General features: G+C 43.2%; 13 protein-coding genes. 6 read left to right on the top strand and 7 right to left on the bottom strand.

Features of this window, described 5'->3' with window-relative positions; translation table 11 throughout:
* Positions 1-11: 11 nt before the first annotated feature.
* Both ydeE and M5X66_RS08265 read right to left on the bottom strand, forming a co-directional pair.
* Positions 12-1,205 carry an efflux MFS transporter YdeE gene (gene ydeE / locus M5X66_RS08260; RefSeq protein ID WP_036948034.1) on the bottom strand — a complete coding sequence of 398 codons (1,194 nt, stop codon included), beginning with the start codon at positions 1,203-1,205 and terminating at the stop codon, positions 12-14.
* Positions 1,206-1,655: 450 nt separating this feature from the next.
* Complete coding sequence (locus M5X66_RS08265) at positions 1,656-2,813, bottom strand: iron-containing alcohol dehydrogenase (protein WP_270104003.1); 1,158 nt, start codon at positions 2,811-2,813, stop codon at positions 1,656-1,658.
* Between the two features lie 289 nt (positions 2,814-3,102).
* Here M5X66_RS08265 and M5X66_RS08270 point away from each other — a divergent pair, with 289 nt between their 5' ends.
* From M5X66_RS08270 to M5X66_RS08280, 3 genes are all read left to right on the top strand, one after another.
* Positions 3,103-4,365 (top strand): M24 family metallopeptidase, encoded by a 1,263-nt coding sequence (locus M5X66_RS08270; RefSeq protein ID WP_195848061.1) that lies wholly within the window; start codon positions 3,103-3,105, stop codon positions 4,363-4,365.
* Positions 4,366-4,402: 37 nt separating this feature from the next.
* On the top strand, positions 4,403-5,065 hold the full coding sequence (locus tag M5X66_RS08275) for a CerR family C-terminal domain-containing protein (RefSeq protein WP_036948028.1): 663 nt from the start codon (positions 4,403-4,405) through the stop codon (positions 5,063-5,065).
* A gap of 90 nt (positions 5,066-5,155) precedes the next feature.
* Complete coding sequence (locus M5X66_RS08280; RefSeq protein WP_154610131.1) at positions 5,156-6,040, top strand: 4Fe-4S binding protein; 885 nt, start codon at positions 5,156-5,158, stop codon at positions 6,038-6,040.
* A 43-nt stretch (positions 6,041-6,083) separates the two neighbouring features.
* Here M5X66_RS08280 and M5X66_RS08285 read toward each other — a convergent pair whose 3' ends face one another.
* Together M5X66_RS08285 and M5X66_RS08290 are read right to left on the bottom strand one after the other, a co-directional pair.
* On the bottom strand, positions 6,084-6,977 hold the full coding sequence (locus M5X66_RS08285; RefSeq protein ID WP_036948025.1) for an alpha/beta fold hydrolase: 894 nt from the start codon (positions 6,975-6,977) through the stop codon (positions 6,084-6,086).
* Between the two features lie 136 nt (positions 6,978-7,113).
* Positions 7,114-8,301 (bottom strand): MFS transporter, encoded by a 1,188-nt coding sequence (locus M5X66_RS08290; RefSeq protein WP_270104004.1) that lies wholly within the window; start codon positions 8,299-8,301, stop codon positions 7,114-7,116.
* 110 nt (positions 8,302-8,411) lie between these two features.
* Between M5X66_RS08290 and M5X66_RS08295 the strand changes: the two genes are divergently transcribed.
* Entirely contained in the window at positions 8,412-9,338 is a 927-nt protein-coding gene (locus tag M5X66_RS08295) for a LysR family transcriptional regulator (protein ID WP_036948020.1), read from the top strand.
* On the opposite strand, the gene M5X66_RS08300 is transcribed toward M5X66_RS08295, so the two are convergent.
* From M5X66_RS08300 to M5X66_RS08310, 3 genes are all read right to left on the bottom strand, one after another.
* Positions 9,335-9,964 carry a helix-turn-helix transcriptional regulator gene (locus M5X66_RS08300; RefSeq protein WP_036948015.1) on the bottom strand — a complete coding sequence of 210 codons (630 nt, stop codon included), beginning with the start codon at positions 9,962-9,964 and terminating at the stop codon, positions 9,335-9,337. The genes M5X66_RS08295 and M5X66_RS08300 overlap by 4 nt on opposite strands.
* A gap of 85 nt (positions 9,965-10,049) precedes the next feature.
* Entirely contained in the window at positions 10,050-11,018 is a 969-nt protein-coding gene (locus tag M5X66_RS08305) for a threo-3-hydroxy-L-aspartate ammonia-lyase (RefSeq protein WP_036948014.1), read from the bottom strand.
* A 44-nt stretch (positions 11,019-11,062) separates the two neighbouring features.
* Positions 11,063-11,479, bottom strand: a complete 417-nt coding sequence (locus tag M5X66_RS08310; RefSeq protein ID WP_036948013.1) for a RidA family protein — start codon at positions 11,477-11,479, stop codon at positions 11,063-11,065.
* 389 nt (positions 11,480-11,868) lie between these two features.
* Between M5X66_RS08310 and M5X66_RS08315 the strand changes: the two genes are divergently transcribed.
* The gene (locus tag M5X66_RS08315) at positions 11,869-15,603 is read left to right on the top strand and encodes a DUF4132 domain-containing protein (protein WP_270104005.1); all 3,735 of its coding nucleotides are present in this window, start codon (positions 11,869-11,871) and stop codon (positions 15,601-15,603) included.
* A 37-nt stretch (positions 15,604-15,640) separates the two neighbouring features.
* A complete protein-coding gene (locus tag M5X66_RS08320; protein WP_108478133.1) occupies positions 15,641-16,750 on the top strand; it encodes an ATP-binding protein in 1,110 nt (369 codons plus the stop codon).
* The last annotated feature ends 40 nt before the right edge of the window (positions 16,751-16,790 follow it).

Consider the following 16,790-nt stretch of genomic DNA (forward strand, 5'->3'; position numbering starts at 1 on the left):
TTTACCGCAGTTTATATTGCTAATGCGAGGGTTTGTTTATTTTTAATTCGCATGCCATTAAGCATACTTAACCATGCCAGCACTGTCACTACCATTAAGATAATAAAGATAAAATACGGAGGAAGTTCAGTCAGAACGAACCCCGTCATCATAGGGTTAAATGCCCCGCCAAGTAGCCCCAGCGCTTGAGCAGAAAAATAGCTGGATTTCATGCCTTCAGGGGCAATGCTATCAATTAGCATATATTCCCCTGGTGCGTAAATAAGTTCGCCCAATGTGAAGATAAATGAACCTAACGCCCATAAATAGAGATTATCCCCAGATCCCATAAATACCGCTAATCCCCCTAGAAAGAATACGCTACCAATGGTCATTAAGCGTCTTAAGTTATCCGGCGTAATACGTTTACCTACCGTGTATTGCAAAGTGACAACGACGACGGCGTTGACAGGTAAAATCACACCAATTACTGCTTGTGCAAAATCACTGTTAGCAACGGTGATTACATATTGGGAGATCCACGTGGTAAAAGAGCCGAAAACGAGTGAGCCGAGAAAAGTGGAGAGAATAAACCAAGCCAATGCACGGTCGTGGAGCATTGCTTTAGGGTTCCACACTCGCGGTTGACCATCAACATGGCTAGCAGGTTTGGTGCTTTGAACAAATCGCTGAATAAAAAAGATAGGGGCGGCTGCGGAGACTGCCGCTAGCCAAAATGGTAAATTAATGCTGTACATTAATAACCATGTGCCCATTGGGGGCCCGACCGTCCAACCGATATTGATAAAGGTGTAGTTGAGGGAAAATACTTTAGTTTTTAAGGATAATGACAAAGTATCTGCAAAATAGCCTTTTAATACAGTCGAAAAAACAGAATAAGAGCAGTTAATTAGTGAGAAAAATATAATCACCAATAGTGCATTGTTCATCAGCGGAATTGCAATAAATCCACAAATAAACGCTATCACCGCAATAAGCATGCAGCGTTTTTTATCGACTTTATCCGCCAGCATGCCAAATCCCATACTGAATAGCACGCCGACCGTTAAGGCAATAGTCATAGCAACACCGACGATATCGATCGCCATATGGTATTGGCGTGTCAGATAAATCGCCATAAATGGTAATGTGGCGCCGCGCCCGATGGTTAATAGCAGCGAAGACGCGAGCAGGGCAGTATTCGAGATATTGGATTTAGAAAACATGGCTCACGACCTAGGAGTACATTGTTGTTATAAAAATGGTTGTTATAAAAACGATTGTTACAAAAATGTTTTATATAATTTTATTATATAAAATACATAAAATTGCGGCACCAAGAAACGGGTTATTAGGGCGGGAAATCAAAACAATATTTTGATCATGCTATTGTGCCATTGCCAACCAATTATCTGGCTAAAGATAGCGGCGACGCAGATAGTAGAGTTATCTGCTATCAGCTTAACTGCATAAAAAATCAATTAATTATTGATTCATCATCCTATTTAATCGGCATATAAATTAAGAGTCGGTTGCCTTTCTCAATATCAAAAGTCATCGTTTTTGGTGCGCGGCGTTATTGTTGAAATGGTTGGTCGCGGAAGTGAACTTAAAACCCTGTTCGAGTCATTAAAAAAGAGCGCAAGGGAATGCGCTCTTTTGATAATACACGGTCATTATAATGAAGCGAGATAAATTCGACGGCTCACTTCAGGGGTAATATCACGGTGTTCCCCGAGTGTCACCATGCTATGCGCCACGAGGCTCTCAACTAAAGGCTCTACGATATCTTGGTTGAGCTGATAATCTTTAAAGCGTGTTTTTACTTGCATTGCTTCGAAAAAGTTTCTTGTTAATTCAATGGCTTTGAGTGCTTTTTCTTTTTCGCTGCCATCACGGATATCCCAGACGCGTTCTGCATACTGCGCCATTTTCGCTTGTTTCTGAGGCAGTTTTTCTTCCATTAAGGAAGGCAGGATAATGGCTAAGGTTTGGGCATGATCTAAACCGTAGAGAACGGTGATTTCATGACCTAACATGTGGGTTGCCCAGTCTTGCGGTACGCCAACACCAATTAAACCATTTAACGCTAACGTTGCGGTCCACATTAAATTGGCGCGCACATCGTAATTGGTTGGATTTGCTAAGGCTTTCGGACCAATATCGATCAAGGTTCTCAGTAGACCTTCAGCAAATGCGTCTTGAACATTGGCATTTACAGGGTAGGTGAGGTACTGCTCGATAACGTGTACGAACGCATCCACAACCCCATTGCTGATTTGACGAGGTGGTAATGAGTAGGTTTTAACCGGGTCTAAAATAGAAAATTGAGGGAAAACTTTGTCACTCATAAAGGCTAATTTGGCGTGTAATTCTTCACGCGTGATCACAGAGCCTTTGTTCATTTCAGAGCCAGTAGCAGGGAGGGTTAACACCGTACCAAAAGGTAATGCGTGTTCAATAGTGGCACCGCCGCTGGTCACCACTTCCCATTTATCTCCTGCGTAATTGACTGCCGCCGCGATAAATTTAGTACCATCAATGACGGAGCCACCGCCAACAGCCAGTAAAAAATCATAACCTTCGTGTTCAATTTGCGCGACAGCTTTGATTAAGGTTTCATAGCGAGGGTTGGCTTCAATCCCACCAAAATAGCCAATCTGGCGATTTTTCAATGCACTCGCAACTTCATCGAGGGTGCCATTCTTGCGAGCACTTTCACCGCCAAATAGCACGAGGACTTTTGCATTCGCGGGAACCAATCGGTCCAATTCACTTATTTTACCTTCACCAAAAACAATGCGCGTTGGGTTGTAAAACTCAAAATTATTCATATACAAACCTTTGGTTGGGAATGGTAGGGGATGTCATTTGGCATCGGTTAGGGTTAAAAATGTTGAGATTACTCTAGTATACACTCGAAACTATTCAAAGGATGATCAAAATGTTTGGTTGGAGCGTTGTTTATTTATCGCTGAATTTTCAATTCATTATCCGTTTTTGGGGCAAGTAATTTCCAAGTGATAGCACTTAATGCTTATGATTGATTTGACTTCAGTATCATTGCGATCAATATTTAATTCATTCAAATGAATTAAATATAATATAAACGAGGAAATTATGATGAATTCAATGATACCAGCTTCATTTACCCTTAAAGAGCGTGATAGACGATGGGGTTTGGCTCGTAAAATTATGAAGGAGCATGATTTGGAAGTTTTGATGGTGTATGGCGATAGGGAGTCCGCCGCACCTGCACCATTTTGTATCGATCATTATTTTACCAATGACAGACTAGGATCTGTGGTGCTGTTCCATCAAGATAAAGCACCAATAGTGGTAACATTTGCGCCGATGATGGTGGCTGACCATATGCAGGCGTCTATACGCAATGATATGCAATGGATTTCACCTGAGCAGATTATGGTGGGAAAAACAGGGCGCAATATCGGCAATATTTTGATTCAGTTAGGGGTATCACCGAATGCTCAGATAGGCGTCATTGGGCTTGAACCATATCCGCCGTTCTATTTTGATGGTGCGATGCCGTTTAATACGCTGTCAGGTATTAAAGAGCAATTACCGAATGTAAATTTTGTGCCTGTTTATAAAGCCTTTTTCCAATTAGCCTCGGTCAAAAGTGATGAGGAAATCGCGCACATCAAACATGCAGCCATGATTGGTGAAGCCATGAGTGAGGCGATGCGCAAAACAGCTATTCCCGGAAATACCGAAGCGGATATTGCTGCGGCAGTGACTTCAACGTGTTTATCGATGGGTGGGTTTACCGCAGAAATTTTGATGGGGTCAGGTCCTGAATATATTGGTTGGGGACAACCAGCATGGCAGTACCGTTCGCAAAAACCGAGGAAAATACAATATGGAGATATTGTATTAACTGAAATTTTTGCACTGTATGGGATGTATGAAACTCAGCATCAAGCTGCGGTAGCGGTGGGGAAAATACATCCGAATATTGAGCGAGCTGCGCAAGTTTCGCGAGAATGTTATGAGATAGGTGTAGAGAATCTCAAAGAAGGCATTACCTTTGGGGAGTTGGTGGACAAAATGGAACAACCATTATTAAAGGCAAAAGGTTGGCATGTTCATCCGCTTATTCATAGCATTAATCCTTATGGTCCAATTGGTTTTGGTACGGCTCCCGGAATCGAAATATTACCGTTAGCTCAAAAATATGGACATATAAGCCGACTGCCTAATCCTGGGCGTGAATTAATCTTAAAAGCAGGAATGACATTTGCGTTTGAACCCAATTGTGCCTTTGATTATCATTTATGTAATTTAGGCGGTACCGTTATTGTGGGAAAAGATAAGGGGATAGAATTAAATAATAATTCGACGCATTTAATGCGTGCCGACGTATAATGTTACTCATTTAATGTAATTAGGGTTTCAGCTGCATATGACAGAAATAAACAAAAACACACTCTCTTCGGAGCTGACGAAAGAAAAATTAATCAATGAAGGCATCAAACAGTTTGCTCTTTATGGTATTAATGGCGTGAGAACTCGTCAACTGGCTGAAAGTGCTGGAGTTAACCAATCTGCCATCCCTTATCATATGGGAGGAAAGATGGGGGTCTATGCAGCTGTTATCCATAAAATTGCGGCAGATCTTGCCCAAATGAGCAATGTGAGCATATTTGATGTGCAGTTTGAGCAATTAAAATCACGGGCAAGTCATGAGGTAATAGAGGTTGAATCATTACTCCGACTATTAATAAAAGGGCTAGGGTTGGCGTTGCTGTCACCGGAACATGAGTATTATTCAATATTAATCTTAAGAGAGCAGTTAGAACCTACAGAAAATGCAGATATTATCTTTAAAGAGTTTATCGAACCTTTTCATTCTCGCTTAACTTCACTTGTCCAATTTATTACGGATAAAGATCAAGCAACGGCGATTATTTCAGCACATGCTTTAATTGGGCAAGTTTTGGGATTTGTGATTGCGAAAAAATCACTATTAAAACGCTTGAATCAAAAAAATCTTGATAAAGATTTATTGGACAAAATCCTAGAGCAAGTGAGTGTCTTTGCGTGTAATGCCGTCATATCTCGTTAATTTTTAATTTATGTCATGTTAATTTTAAGCCGTTGCATTAAGATGATAGAAAGTTATTAAGCTTAATCATCAAAGGTAAACGAATAGATTATGCGGCGGTTCATTCAGTTAGATCTTCCTCCAGAACCTGTTATTAATGAAAAGTGTGTCCATAAGCGCTTGAAAAATAGTGTTTGTGACAACTGTGCGAGCAGCTGTCCTGTGGGTGCGATTTCTTTTGGTTTTATGGATGCGAAAATTGATAATGAACTGTGTTATCAATGCGGTAACTGCCTGTTTACCTGTCCAGTCGATGCCATTGAAAATATTCAACCTCATGAACGAACCTACCAAAATGGCTTTTTGGTTATCAGCCATGATGAGCCACTTGCTAGCCCTGAAGAACTGATTGTTTGGCATCGTCAATATGCCATTCGAGGTATGCAAATTCCCGAACCGTTGGTGGACAAATGGTTGCCAGCCTTAGCCGCATTAAATTTAAAACTGGAAGCATTACAAGAGCCTATTTGGAGTTTGACTATCACCAAACCTGCGGAAGTGGATAGTGGGCGGCGTAGAATGCTTTTTCGTCAAAAATTAGATAGTCAGCCATTAGATAGTGGCAAGGTTAAAACGGGATTAAATGCCAGAAAACAGTTTTATCCTGAAGATAGCTGGTTCCATATTGCATTAGATACGGCGAGTTGCATTTTATGTGGCGCATGCGCGAAAGTGTGTGATGAGCAGGCGATAGAGCTAGAAGATCATCAATTTAGTTTAGACGATAAGCGTTGTACCGGTTGTATGAGTTGCCAAGTGGTTTGTTTCCCAAAATCAATTCAAGTTCACCCTCACGTAGCAAAAAATAGCGAACCACAGCATTTCCATTATTTTGATGGGATATGCCAAAAATGCCAATTACCTTTTTCGGCATGGACTTCGGAAGAAACTCTGTGCCCAATTTGCGCACAACATAAACAGCAAGGCTGGCTATAAATAAACGCCTTTATTCAGGCGCTTATTTACAAACTTAACTTTATTAATTAACTTCACTATCTCGCATATTCTCAATAATCATTTCAGCAATTTGAGGGTTTAATGCGGCTGGCGTATCGTGCCCCATACCTTCAATCACTTCTAATTTTGCCGTTTCAATATTATCAAAAATATCCTGACCTGAAGTGACGGGGAATAATGGGTCAACAGAGCCGTGAATTACCAGCGTTGGGGCAGTGATGGCACCGAGGAGAGGTCTTAAATCACCCGTTACTGCAACGGCAGCTAGCTGACGTTTAGTACCTTCAGGAGAGTAGTTACGCTGGAATGCTTGCGTAATATAGTCACGGCAATTTTCTTCATCAAACGGTACGCATGTTGAGCTAATACGGCGGTAAAATGCGAGTTGCCCAGCAATGTAGCCTTCAAAATCCTGTTTAGGATCTACGCTAGGAGACATGAGCATTTTCATGACATCCGGCTCGCTTTGCGGTAATTGCGGATTGCCAGTTGATGACATAATTGGACAAAGTGAAAGAGTGCGGTTCGCAACTTTTGATGCTACTACTTGCGCTATCATTCCGCCCATTGAACGCCCTACAATATGGGCTTTTTCGATGGATAAGGCATCTAACAAGGCGATAATATCATTGGCCATTTCAAATAAGGTGTAGGGAACATCGACATGCTCGCCGTTTTGTAATCGCTCAGCCATTTCTCCGATATTCAGTGGCGGGTAATTATCTAAATGTGGCGATAAGCCCGCATCACGGTTATCGGGACGGATAATATAAAAGCCTGCATCTGCAATTTGTTGGCAAAATTCTGATGTCCAACTAATGTTATGTCCACCTAACCCTGCAATAAGTACGACAGCAGGATGTTCTGACTGACCAAAGGTATCGTAATACAGTGTTAATGGTGCTGTTTTTGTCATTTTATTTCCCTATTTTTGGTGATAGCTATTTATGCAATAACTCAGCAAGAAAGGCTAGCGCTAAAAAAAACAATCGTTACTAATTTAAACGCCATTTACTTTAGTTATTAATAATAAATCGACTTTGTTAGAGAATTTAGCGAGCTTTTTTCTGGTAATCATTGATCCCTAACAGCGCAAGCGCAGCTACAAATGACAATACCGCGACATGTAAATTGCCAATTAACCCATACAGTGAGACGAAAGCACCACCAAGCGCAGAGCCTAAGGCGATTCCGCTATTAAAAAAGGCAATATACAGGGAGCTTGTGGCTTCAATATTATGGGCGCTGTAACGCATCATCCAAGTCATTAAAGTGACAGATACGCCACCATAAGCAATTCCCCAAAGTACCATGATGGATAATGCCATCCATACACTCATTGGAAAGAATATATATGCTCCTAAACTTAAGATAAGACCGCTGGCTATCATCACGACCGTAAAATTTAGGTGTTTGTTGGCGGTGAGCCCAAATAGGAAGTTACCTACGATACCTGCCAACCCGTAAATCAGTAATAAACCCCCTAAAAGGTCGACTGAAATCAAATCATTATTGGATAGCAGCGCACGAATATAGGTAAATGCCATAAAATGCCCGGATACAATAAGCAGCGTTATTAGCAGCCCATTGATAATGATGGGACGCTTAATTTCAGTGATAAACGTTTTGAATGTGGGAGACGTCATCGCGGGAAGAGAAGGTAATTGCGTGAGTAAAGAGAGGAAAAGTAGCAATGAAATAAAGGACATTGAAGCAAATGCGACACGCCAGCCTAGCCATTCGCCCATTAAAACGCCGAAAGGTACGCCCAATACAGACGCTGCTGCCACGCCACCAAAAACTAACGACGTTGCTAGCGCGACAGAGGGGGCTACCACTAAGCGAGGCACTAACCCGCCTGCTAATGCCCAAATAATGCCAATACAAACGCCAACAAAAAGACGACTGATCAAGAGTAGCCAATAATACGGTGTTAAAGCCGCCACTAAGTTACAAAGGGTTAGTAAAAGCGCCCCAATCAATAACAGTGTTTTGCGGTCAACAGAACGCGTAAATAACACAATCAGCGGTGAGCTGATGGCGGCGCTGATAGCAGGAAGTGTCATTAAGAAACCGGTGGTTGCTAAAGAAACAGAAAAATCTTCCACAATCGGCGTTAATAGCCCTACAGGGATCATCTCGGTTGTCACCACACTGAAGGTCGCCAACATGAGCGTCAGGATGGCTCCCCATCGCTGTTGAACAGTTGCATTGGCTTCAATCGTTATTGTATTCATCATATAAAGTTCCAAATAATTACGGTCAGTAAATAGTTTCAAGCGTGAATTGATCTTATCTGGGACATTATTGATAATAAATATCACTGCTGTGGCTTCATTGGGGATAAATCGTGTCTAATTCAGCATCATTACTGATGGATAACTTGTTCGACTTGAAAGTCTTTGTGGATGTGGTTGAAACAGGAAGCTTCACGCATTCTGCGGAAAGACTGGGTATTTCGCGTTCAGCCGTCGGGAAATGTGTCGCGCGATTAGAAAACCGAATACAAATTCGCTTATTGCATCGCACAACGCGAAGTCTTCGCTTAAGTGATGAAGGGCAAACGGTGTATGAAGGGGCGCTCAAAATTTTACACGAAGTCGCCAATATCGAAAATGAACTGAGTCAGGGACAACAACAACCGAAAGGGTTATTGCGCATTACGGCTCCGGTCATATTTGGACGTTTGTACATCATGCCTATTGTCAAAGAATATGTACGGCGATGGCCTAATGTGGAGGTAGATGTTCATTTCTCGGATGACTATAGCGATATTGTCGGGGAAGGGTTTGACCTCGCCATTCGTATTGGGGGAAATGATGATAACCGGCTGATCCGTAAAGTCTTAGCGCCACATCGCATGGTCACTTGTGCATCTCCTGCCTATTTACAACGATATGGTACTCCGCAGAGCATTTCAGAGTTAGTAAAGCACCAAAAGTTGGCGTTTAAACATCGGGGCAGTGTGGTTTCGTGGCAATTTCATACCCCTCAGGGAAAGCAACTATTACCCGTATCAGGGCGCCTGACGTTGAATGACACTCAGGCAATTCTAGATGCCAGCATTGAAGGTGAAGGAATTTGCCAGTTAGGGGTTTTCTTAGTGGGAACTGCTATTCAGCAAGGGCGACTACTACCGATATTGAGTGAATTTTCTCGCCAAGAATCATCGATTTGCGCTTTATATCCGACAAAACGTTATTTGCCGCTCAAAGTGAGCTACTTCCTAACGTTGATCGATGAATGCTGGCAAGGAAAAGCAATTTGGGATTTTTAACTGTCTTTTTTGGCATATAAATAGACCGAAGCTCGAGAAACCCCAAGGTGTTGCGCGATGGTATCCATGGATTTTTTAATATCAAGAAGACCTTCTTTGCGTAAAATCTCGATTAAGGCAACTCGGTCATCCGCCTTCAAGGTACGTGGAGTGGCGGCGATAGAAGCGGCGTATTGATCGATGCGAGTACGAATAGCTTCGCTGCCGTTGGGTTCTAGATGCTCTTTGACGGGGCTGCATCCCACCTCTGTAAATTGTGACAGCATACTTTGCATACTGCGAAACTGGGTCATATCTAAATTGAGGCACAATGCAGCAACGTATTGCCCAGTTTCATCTTTGATACCGATTGATGTGCTCTTGGCTGGGCGTCCATCTGGAAATTGATTGGCATAATTGGCGATGATATTGGGGAAATCGGCGGATTCAATACGGGCGAGACCCAATTCAGTTGTCGGTTGACCTTCTTTGCGCCCAGAGAGGTTGTTATGAATCGAAATAATCGAATGTTCGGGGTTTTTCAGATCATGAACCACTACTTCACAGAAAGGGGCGAAGGTCTCACTTAACCCTTGTGCTATGGCTTCAATTTGTGCCAATAAACTGTTTTCTTGTGGCTTTGCCATAACTCTACCCCTTCATCTATTTTGGATATCTCTTTAAATATTAAACTATTTTTTTCAATTCTAATAGAGAAGGGGCATAAATTGCTTAAGCTAACATTAATTCTGCGAAGCGTTTAATGTCCACATTTCCGCCGCTAATAATAATCCCAATACGTTTGCCGCGCAGCTGTTCTTTCATTTTCAAGGCGGCAGCGAAAGAAAGGCAACCTGTCGGCTCCACAATTATTTTCATACGCTCAGCATAGAACTTCATGCGATCAACTAATTGCGCATCGGTCACAGTTAAAATGTCATCCACATTTTGTTTGATTAGCTCAAAAGTGTAGTTCCCCACATGTTGAGTTTGTGCACCATCCGCAATAGTTTTTGGCGTATCAATGTGCACAATTTTTCCACTACGGAAAGATTGCTGCGCATCATTACCGGCTTCAGGTTCAACGCCATACACTTTGCAATTCGGCGATAATGCGCGCGCTGCGAGTGCACATCCAGAGAGCAACCCACCACCACCTAAGCAAACAAAGAGGGCATCCAGCTCGCCAACTTCCTCAAACAGCTCTTTAGCCGCAGTACCTTGACCCGCAATAATATCCACATGGTCGTAAGGTGGGATGATGGTCAATCCCTCTTTTTCGGCAAGATCGCGACAAAGTTGCTCTCTATCTTGGGTATAGCGGTCAAATCTAATCACTTTAGCGCCATAGCCTTGAGTGGCGGCAACTTTGACTTCTGGAGAATCAATCGGCATCAAAATGGTGGCTGGAATATTCAACATTTGTGCCGCCAGCGCGATACCTTGAGCATGGTTTCCTGATGAAAATGCGATTACTCCTGCTTTTTTTTGCGCTGGAGTAAGTTGTGAAAGAGCATTTAACGCGCCGCGAAATTTAAATGCCCCCATACGTTGGAAATTTTCACATTTAAAGAATAACTCAGCGCCAAACTCTTTGTTGACTGTCGTGGACGTCATCACTGGGGTTTTGTGAGCAATACCTGCAATGCGCTGTGCTGCGGCTTCGACATCTTGATAGGTCGGTAATGTTAATTCAGACATGATATACCCCATTATTAAATGGCTCATTGGTAATAACTTGATTTTTATAACAACGCGTTCGCCGCGACAGCGGTTGCTTCAATTTCGATCCCTGCACCAAAATGCAGTTCACTAACACCCGCAACGGCGCGAGCAGGACGAAACTCGCCAATCCAATTGGCATAAATTTGATTAAAAACCGGCCAATTGTCCATATCCGAGATATAAACCCGAACCTGAACTAATTGTTGCCGACCGACACCACTGGCAGATAAGCAAGCCTCTAAATTTGCTAATACCTGTTCTGCTTGCTGAGTAAAGGGTGCGTCCGCATGAACATTTCCTTGGCTATCTGTGGGTAATTGCCCCGATACAAACACGAAACCATTCGCTGTGACTGTGTGTGAATAGTGCCCTCTTGGTGGAACCAGCTGGGAAGCATTAGTGTATACGATATCTGTGTAAGCGGTATTTTGGCTCATTGATTTTCCTCATTCGGAAATTTAACTTATACAATAAGTCTAATATTAGATTATATGTTTAGTCAATGGCTTTTTTGCTGTTTAAATGAACTAAAAATTTTCGTCAACTTGCCGATGATATCTGGGCAGATCAAGCTAAAAATGAGAAAGATTGTTATAGACAGCATTTTGCTCACAACGTCATACATTACTGATCAATCTTCCATAAACAGGCGGTATTTGAAGCAAGTGTTGGGAAAATAGCGGGGGAATAATTAAATTATTGGTATTTAATTCCAGATGAATAATTAAGCAATAAAGTTAAATAATCAGGAATAAGAATAATCAAATTGAGATGAACAACTAAAAATGATAAGAAGTTGTTATATAACTACATTTAGGAAATTAACATGGCTAAAATTACCTTTGACCTTCTGGCTATTTATGGCGAAAAAGGGGAAACCGCAGGATTACAATATTTACAAGAATCCCTGCTTCCTTTTGCCGCATTTGAAGAAAGCTTACCCAAATCGCTCTTTGATTATGTCATTGAGGGTAAATCCCCTGAAATTCTCATGAAGCTGGGGCAGTTGGACAAAGAAAAAGCCACAATTTTGTTAGACAAACCGGGAACGGTTGATTGGTGGTGGGGAAGCCACAGTTTTGATGCCGGCTCGTATAGCAAAGTGATCCGTCAAGGTAAAAATGCTCGCCATAAACTGTATTCTAAAGTGGGTGATGATATTACGCCCGCGCAGATCGCGCGTTTTGCTAAAGTACTCGCGTCCGCCTGCCAAGAGGTGAATATCAAAATTCTGACGCCAGAATTGCCTTCTTGGATGCTGTATTTACTGTGTGATGCATTTGTAACCACCTTTGAAAATTCACGCCATGCTAAATATGAACATCGTAAACATTGGAATTACGAGCTGCTCAGTCAGTTAGTGGAGAATGAAGCCGAACAACCGGGTAACACCGTGCTATACGGCATTTTTGATAGACAAAATCTGTCGGATTATCACTACGAAAATATGGCGTTATTATTCGCTATCCCAGGTTTAAAAGAATATTTAATTGCTGAGCAAGATTTTATTCGCCAAAGCCTACTGAGCAATTTATCCGCTTGTGGTCAGATCCAATTGATCGACACGCTGAGAAAAGACGAAGCGCTGTATAGCGTGTTTGCCGATATTTTAGTGCTATTGGCAACCAGTTCACTGAAAACCGTGCGTTCAGCAGCTGAGCCAGTGATGTCTATTCTGCCGGAAGAAGCGGTTAAAACCCACTTAACCAAAGTGCTGCTTGAAGGAACGCCAAAACAACGTACGCAAGCGGCGGATCTGTTCGCCCGTATTGGTAAAGATCGAGATATTCTTGAAGCAGCGTTGAAAGTGGAGACCAACAAAACCGTCCTCAAGAGCATTGAAAGTGCGATTTCTCGCTTTGATGTGATGGATTGTGCGAGTGAAGTGGAAGAGGTCGAAATTCCAGAGATTATCCCGATGGAAGATACGCCACTACCAGAAAGCGCAGTCGATGTTTTGGTATCTAACTTCCGTGAAATGCTGCAAAAAGCCAAAGAAAATGCTGAGCGCGAACTGGAAGAAAACAAACAAGAAAAGCATAAATACACGTGGTCACAACGCCATTACAAAGAGTTCAGTCAACACAGTGAAGACGAATGTGCTGGCTTATTAGCTAAACTAAACTCGGGTGTCGGAGTGATTACCGATCATGAATACAATGTCATTAAGCACAAAGAGCGCATTAATAATTTACCGGAATTCACGCTATTCCACGCGTTGCGTTTGCTGAGTCATAACCGCTCTGATGTTGAGCATTTTTCTCACTATCAACTCACTCGTGAAGTTCCCGTTCGCATCTTATCGCAACTCGATTTACGTCAATTAGAAAAAGGGCTTGAGCAGTGCCATTTTAAAAATGCGAGTCGCTTAATTGCTGACTTATGCCTGCGTTCATACAGTGATGGATTAGGGCTATTTAGAGCGCCGGAACAAATTTGGCCGTTCTTTATGCAGTACCCCGATTTCTTAAGTGAAGCGCTGGGGCTTATCCCGCAGCACCAAGGGCATCGTTATTACCAAGAGTATGATGCGTCTAATGCGGTAACCATTTTAGGTAAATACCCGACCATTCCGGCACGATTCATTCCTCGTATTATGGAGTTGGCGCTGGGTGAAAACAAAACTCACCGTTTAAGTGCTCAAAAATTGCTGGAAACCTTACCAAGCATTCACGTTAATGCGGCAGAAGGCCTTGATTCTGGTAAACAAGAGATCCGCGTTACTGCTATCGAATGGTTAGCTCGCTTAAAACATCCAGATTCACTAAAACCGCTGTACGCGTTGCTGAAAAAAGAGAAACGTGAAGTGGTAAGAGCCGCATTATTAACGGCATTAGAGCAATTTGGCGAAGATATTTCCGGTTACTTGGCACCGAAAGTTTTGTTGGCGGAAGCGCAAAAAGGCTTAAAAGCCAAAGCACCCGCGAGCATGGCATGGTTTGATTTGGACGCCATTCCAGCCATGACCTGGCAAGATAATAAAAAGGTGGATGCGGATATCATCCGCTGGTGGATCATTCTGGCGGTGAAATTAAAAATGCCGGCGGGTAATGGGCTATTACAGCGCTATATCAGCTTATTATCATTAGACAGCCAGCGTAAGTTAGGTAGCTTTATTCTCAACAGCTTTATTAGCCAAGATGTGGCGGGACCATCACTGGAAGCGGCGATGGCGGAAGCACAAAGAGATGCGCCATCACGCTTGAAAAACTACCAAGATTGGCTAAAACGCTGGCCTGAATACTATGCCAAGTATGAAAACTTCACCCTTGAGCAGACCATCAACGAGATCAAAAACGAAGTATTAGGTCGTTATTTGGGCTCGGCTATCAGTGAAAAAGGGATGCTTGCGCTGATTTGTGGTGTGGAGGGACATGTTGCCGTAACCATGCTGCGTAACTATATGCGTGACCATTACCAGCGCCGTGCCCAAATTGAAGCGATGATTGACGCGATTGCCGTCAGTAACGATCCGCTGATCATTCAGCTTTTATTATCATTATCGCGCCGTTATCGCACCGCATCAGTCCAAGAAAAAGCCCGCGGACTGGTGGCTGATATCGCGCAACGTAACGGTTGGAGCGCGGATGAACTGGCAGACAGAACTATTCCAACTGCGGGTATGGATGAAACGGGGACTTTAGTACTGGAATATGGGGATCGCACGTTTACTGCCAAGCTCGATGCTCAGCAAAAACTGGTGCTATTTAACCCTGAAGGTAAAGAGATCAAAGCGCTGCCGGCGGCACGTAAAACCGACAACGAAGAGCTGATTAAAGAGTCGAAAAAACTCCTAACATCCAGCAAAAAAGAGCTTAAGCAAGTTATTGAATTACAGACTGCGCGTTTGTATGAAGCGATGTGTGCAGAACGTTTGTGGAGCACGGCGGATTGGCAGGAATACATTCAAAATCACCCAGTGATGCGTGGTCTGATTGAACGACTGGTTTGGTTAGAAGTGAAAGATGACCAAGTGATCAACCAATTCCGTCCATCCGATGATGGTTGCTTGTTGAACCTTGATGACGATGAAGTCGAATTGAGCGCAGATTCCAGCATCAAGCTCGCTCATGCGGCGTTATTATCAGACGCTGATCGTAAAGCGTGGATTGCTCATTTTAAAGATTACAAAGTCAAATTCCTATTCTCGCAGATGGATCACACCATTCCAGATCTGGCGTTAACGCTCACGGAAATCGAAGATAGAAAAGGCTGGCTAACGGATACCTTCACCCTACGTGGCGTGTTAACCAAAATGGGTTATCAGCGCGGCCAAGCGGAAGACGGCGGAAGCTTCTGTCATTACTTCAAATATTTCTCCAGCCTAGATTGCTATGTGTATATGGAATTCAGTGGTAGCTATGTCCCAGAAGAAAATATCCCTGCGGTGTTGTACTCCTTGAGTTTTGACCAAGCACAAAAAAGCTCGTGGGATAGAGGCTATGTGGAACTGAAAAACGTGCCGCCGATCCTGTTAGCCGAAAGCTATGCTGACTACCTGAAAGTCGCGGATGCCTGTAGCGGTTTTGACCCTGAATGGGAAAAGAAAACCCCGTGGTAATCATTGATTAATCGACGCATAAATTTAGGAAACCAACATGGCTAAGGCGAAACAAGTAACAGAAGGCGTTCTGCGTGAAAGCGCAGAAGTGCGCTTTGCGGATGAATTAGAACGATTAACCCAAGCGGATAAAGGCAACCCTAAACCACAAGGTTGGCTACGTTCCCCGCGGGCGGTACGTCAATTTATTCTTGGGGATGAGGCACTGCAAATTACCCCTAAATTTTTTGGTGACGATGCGCTGGTTGATCGCGCCATTGTGACCTTACTGGGTAAACAAGGGTTAATGCTGGTGGGGGAGCCTGGTACGGCGAAATCCATGCTGTCCGAGTTATTAGCGGCGGCGATTAGTGGTGACTCAGGTTTAACCATTCAAGGCACGGCGGGTACCACAGAAGACCATATTAAATATTCGTGGAACTACGCGCTGCTACTGGCGGAAGGTCCTACAGAAAAAGCCTTAGTGAGTTCACCGCTCTACCAAGGAATGCAACAAGGTAAAATTGTGCGCTTTGAAGAGATCACTCGCTGCCCACCTGAAATTCAGGATGTGCTGGTTAGCATGATGTCAGAAAAGCAAATGATGATCCCTGAGATGAAAGATAATGCACGGATCAGCGCCAAGTCAGGCTTTAACTTGATTGGTACTGCCAACTTACGTGACCGCGGTGTGCATGAAATGTCATCGGCACTTAAGCGTCGATTTAATTTCGAAACCGTCAAACCCATTCAAGATCCGGCATTTGAAATTGAACTGATCAACAAACAACTGACTGTTGAGCTTGGCGAGCTGGATGGCAAAGTGACTGTCCCAACGGACGTGATCGAATTATTAGTCACGACTTTTCAAGAATTACGTTCAGGCAATACCAAAGATGGCGGGAGCATCAAAACCCCAGATGCGGTGATGTCTACGGCAGAAGCAGTTAACATCGCCTATGCCTGTGCATTGGAAGCTCACTATTTGGGGAATGGAACACTGAACGCAGGCGCTGTCGCGCGTCAGCTGATTGGTGTGGTACTCAAAGATAATGCGGATGATATCAAACGGATGCGTTATTACATTGATAATGTTGCCCGCGAACGTGCGAAACAGAGCGAAGCATGGAAAGCCTTTTTCGATGCATCCCGTGAATTCTGGCAATAATATCCGTCGTCGCAGTGTGGTGGTAAATACATCGCCACAC

The organism is Providencia sp. PROV188, assembly GCF_027595165.1.
Lineage (GTDB): Bacteria > Pseudomonadota > Gammaproteobacteria > Enterobacterales > Enterobacteriaceae > Providencia > Providencia lanzhouensis.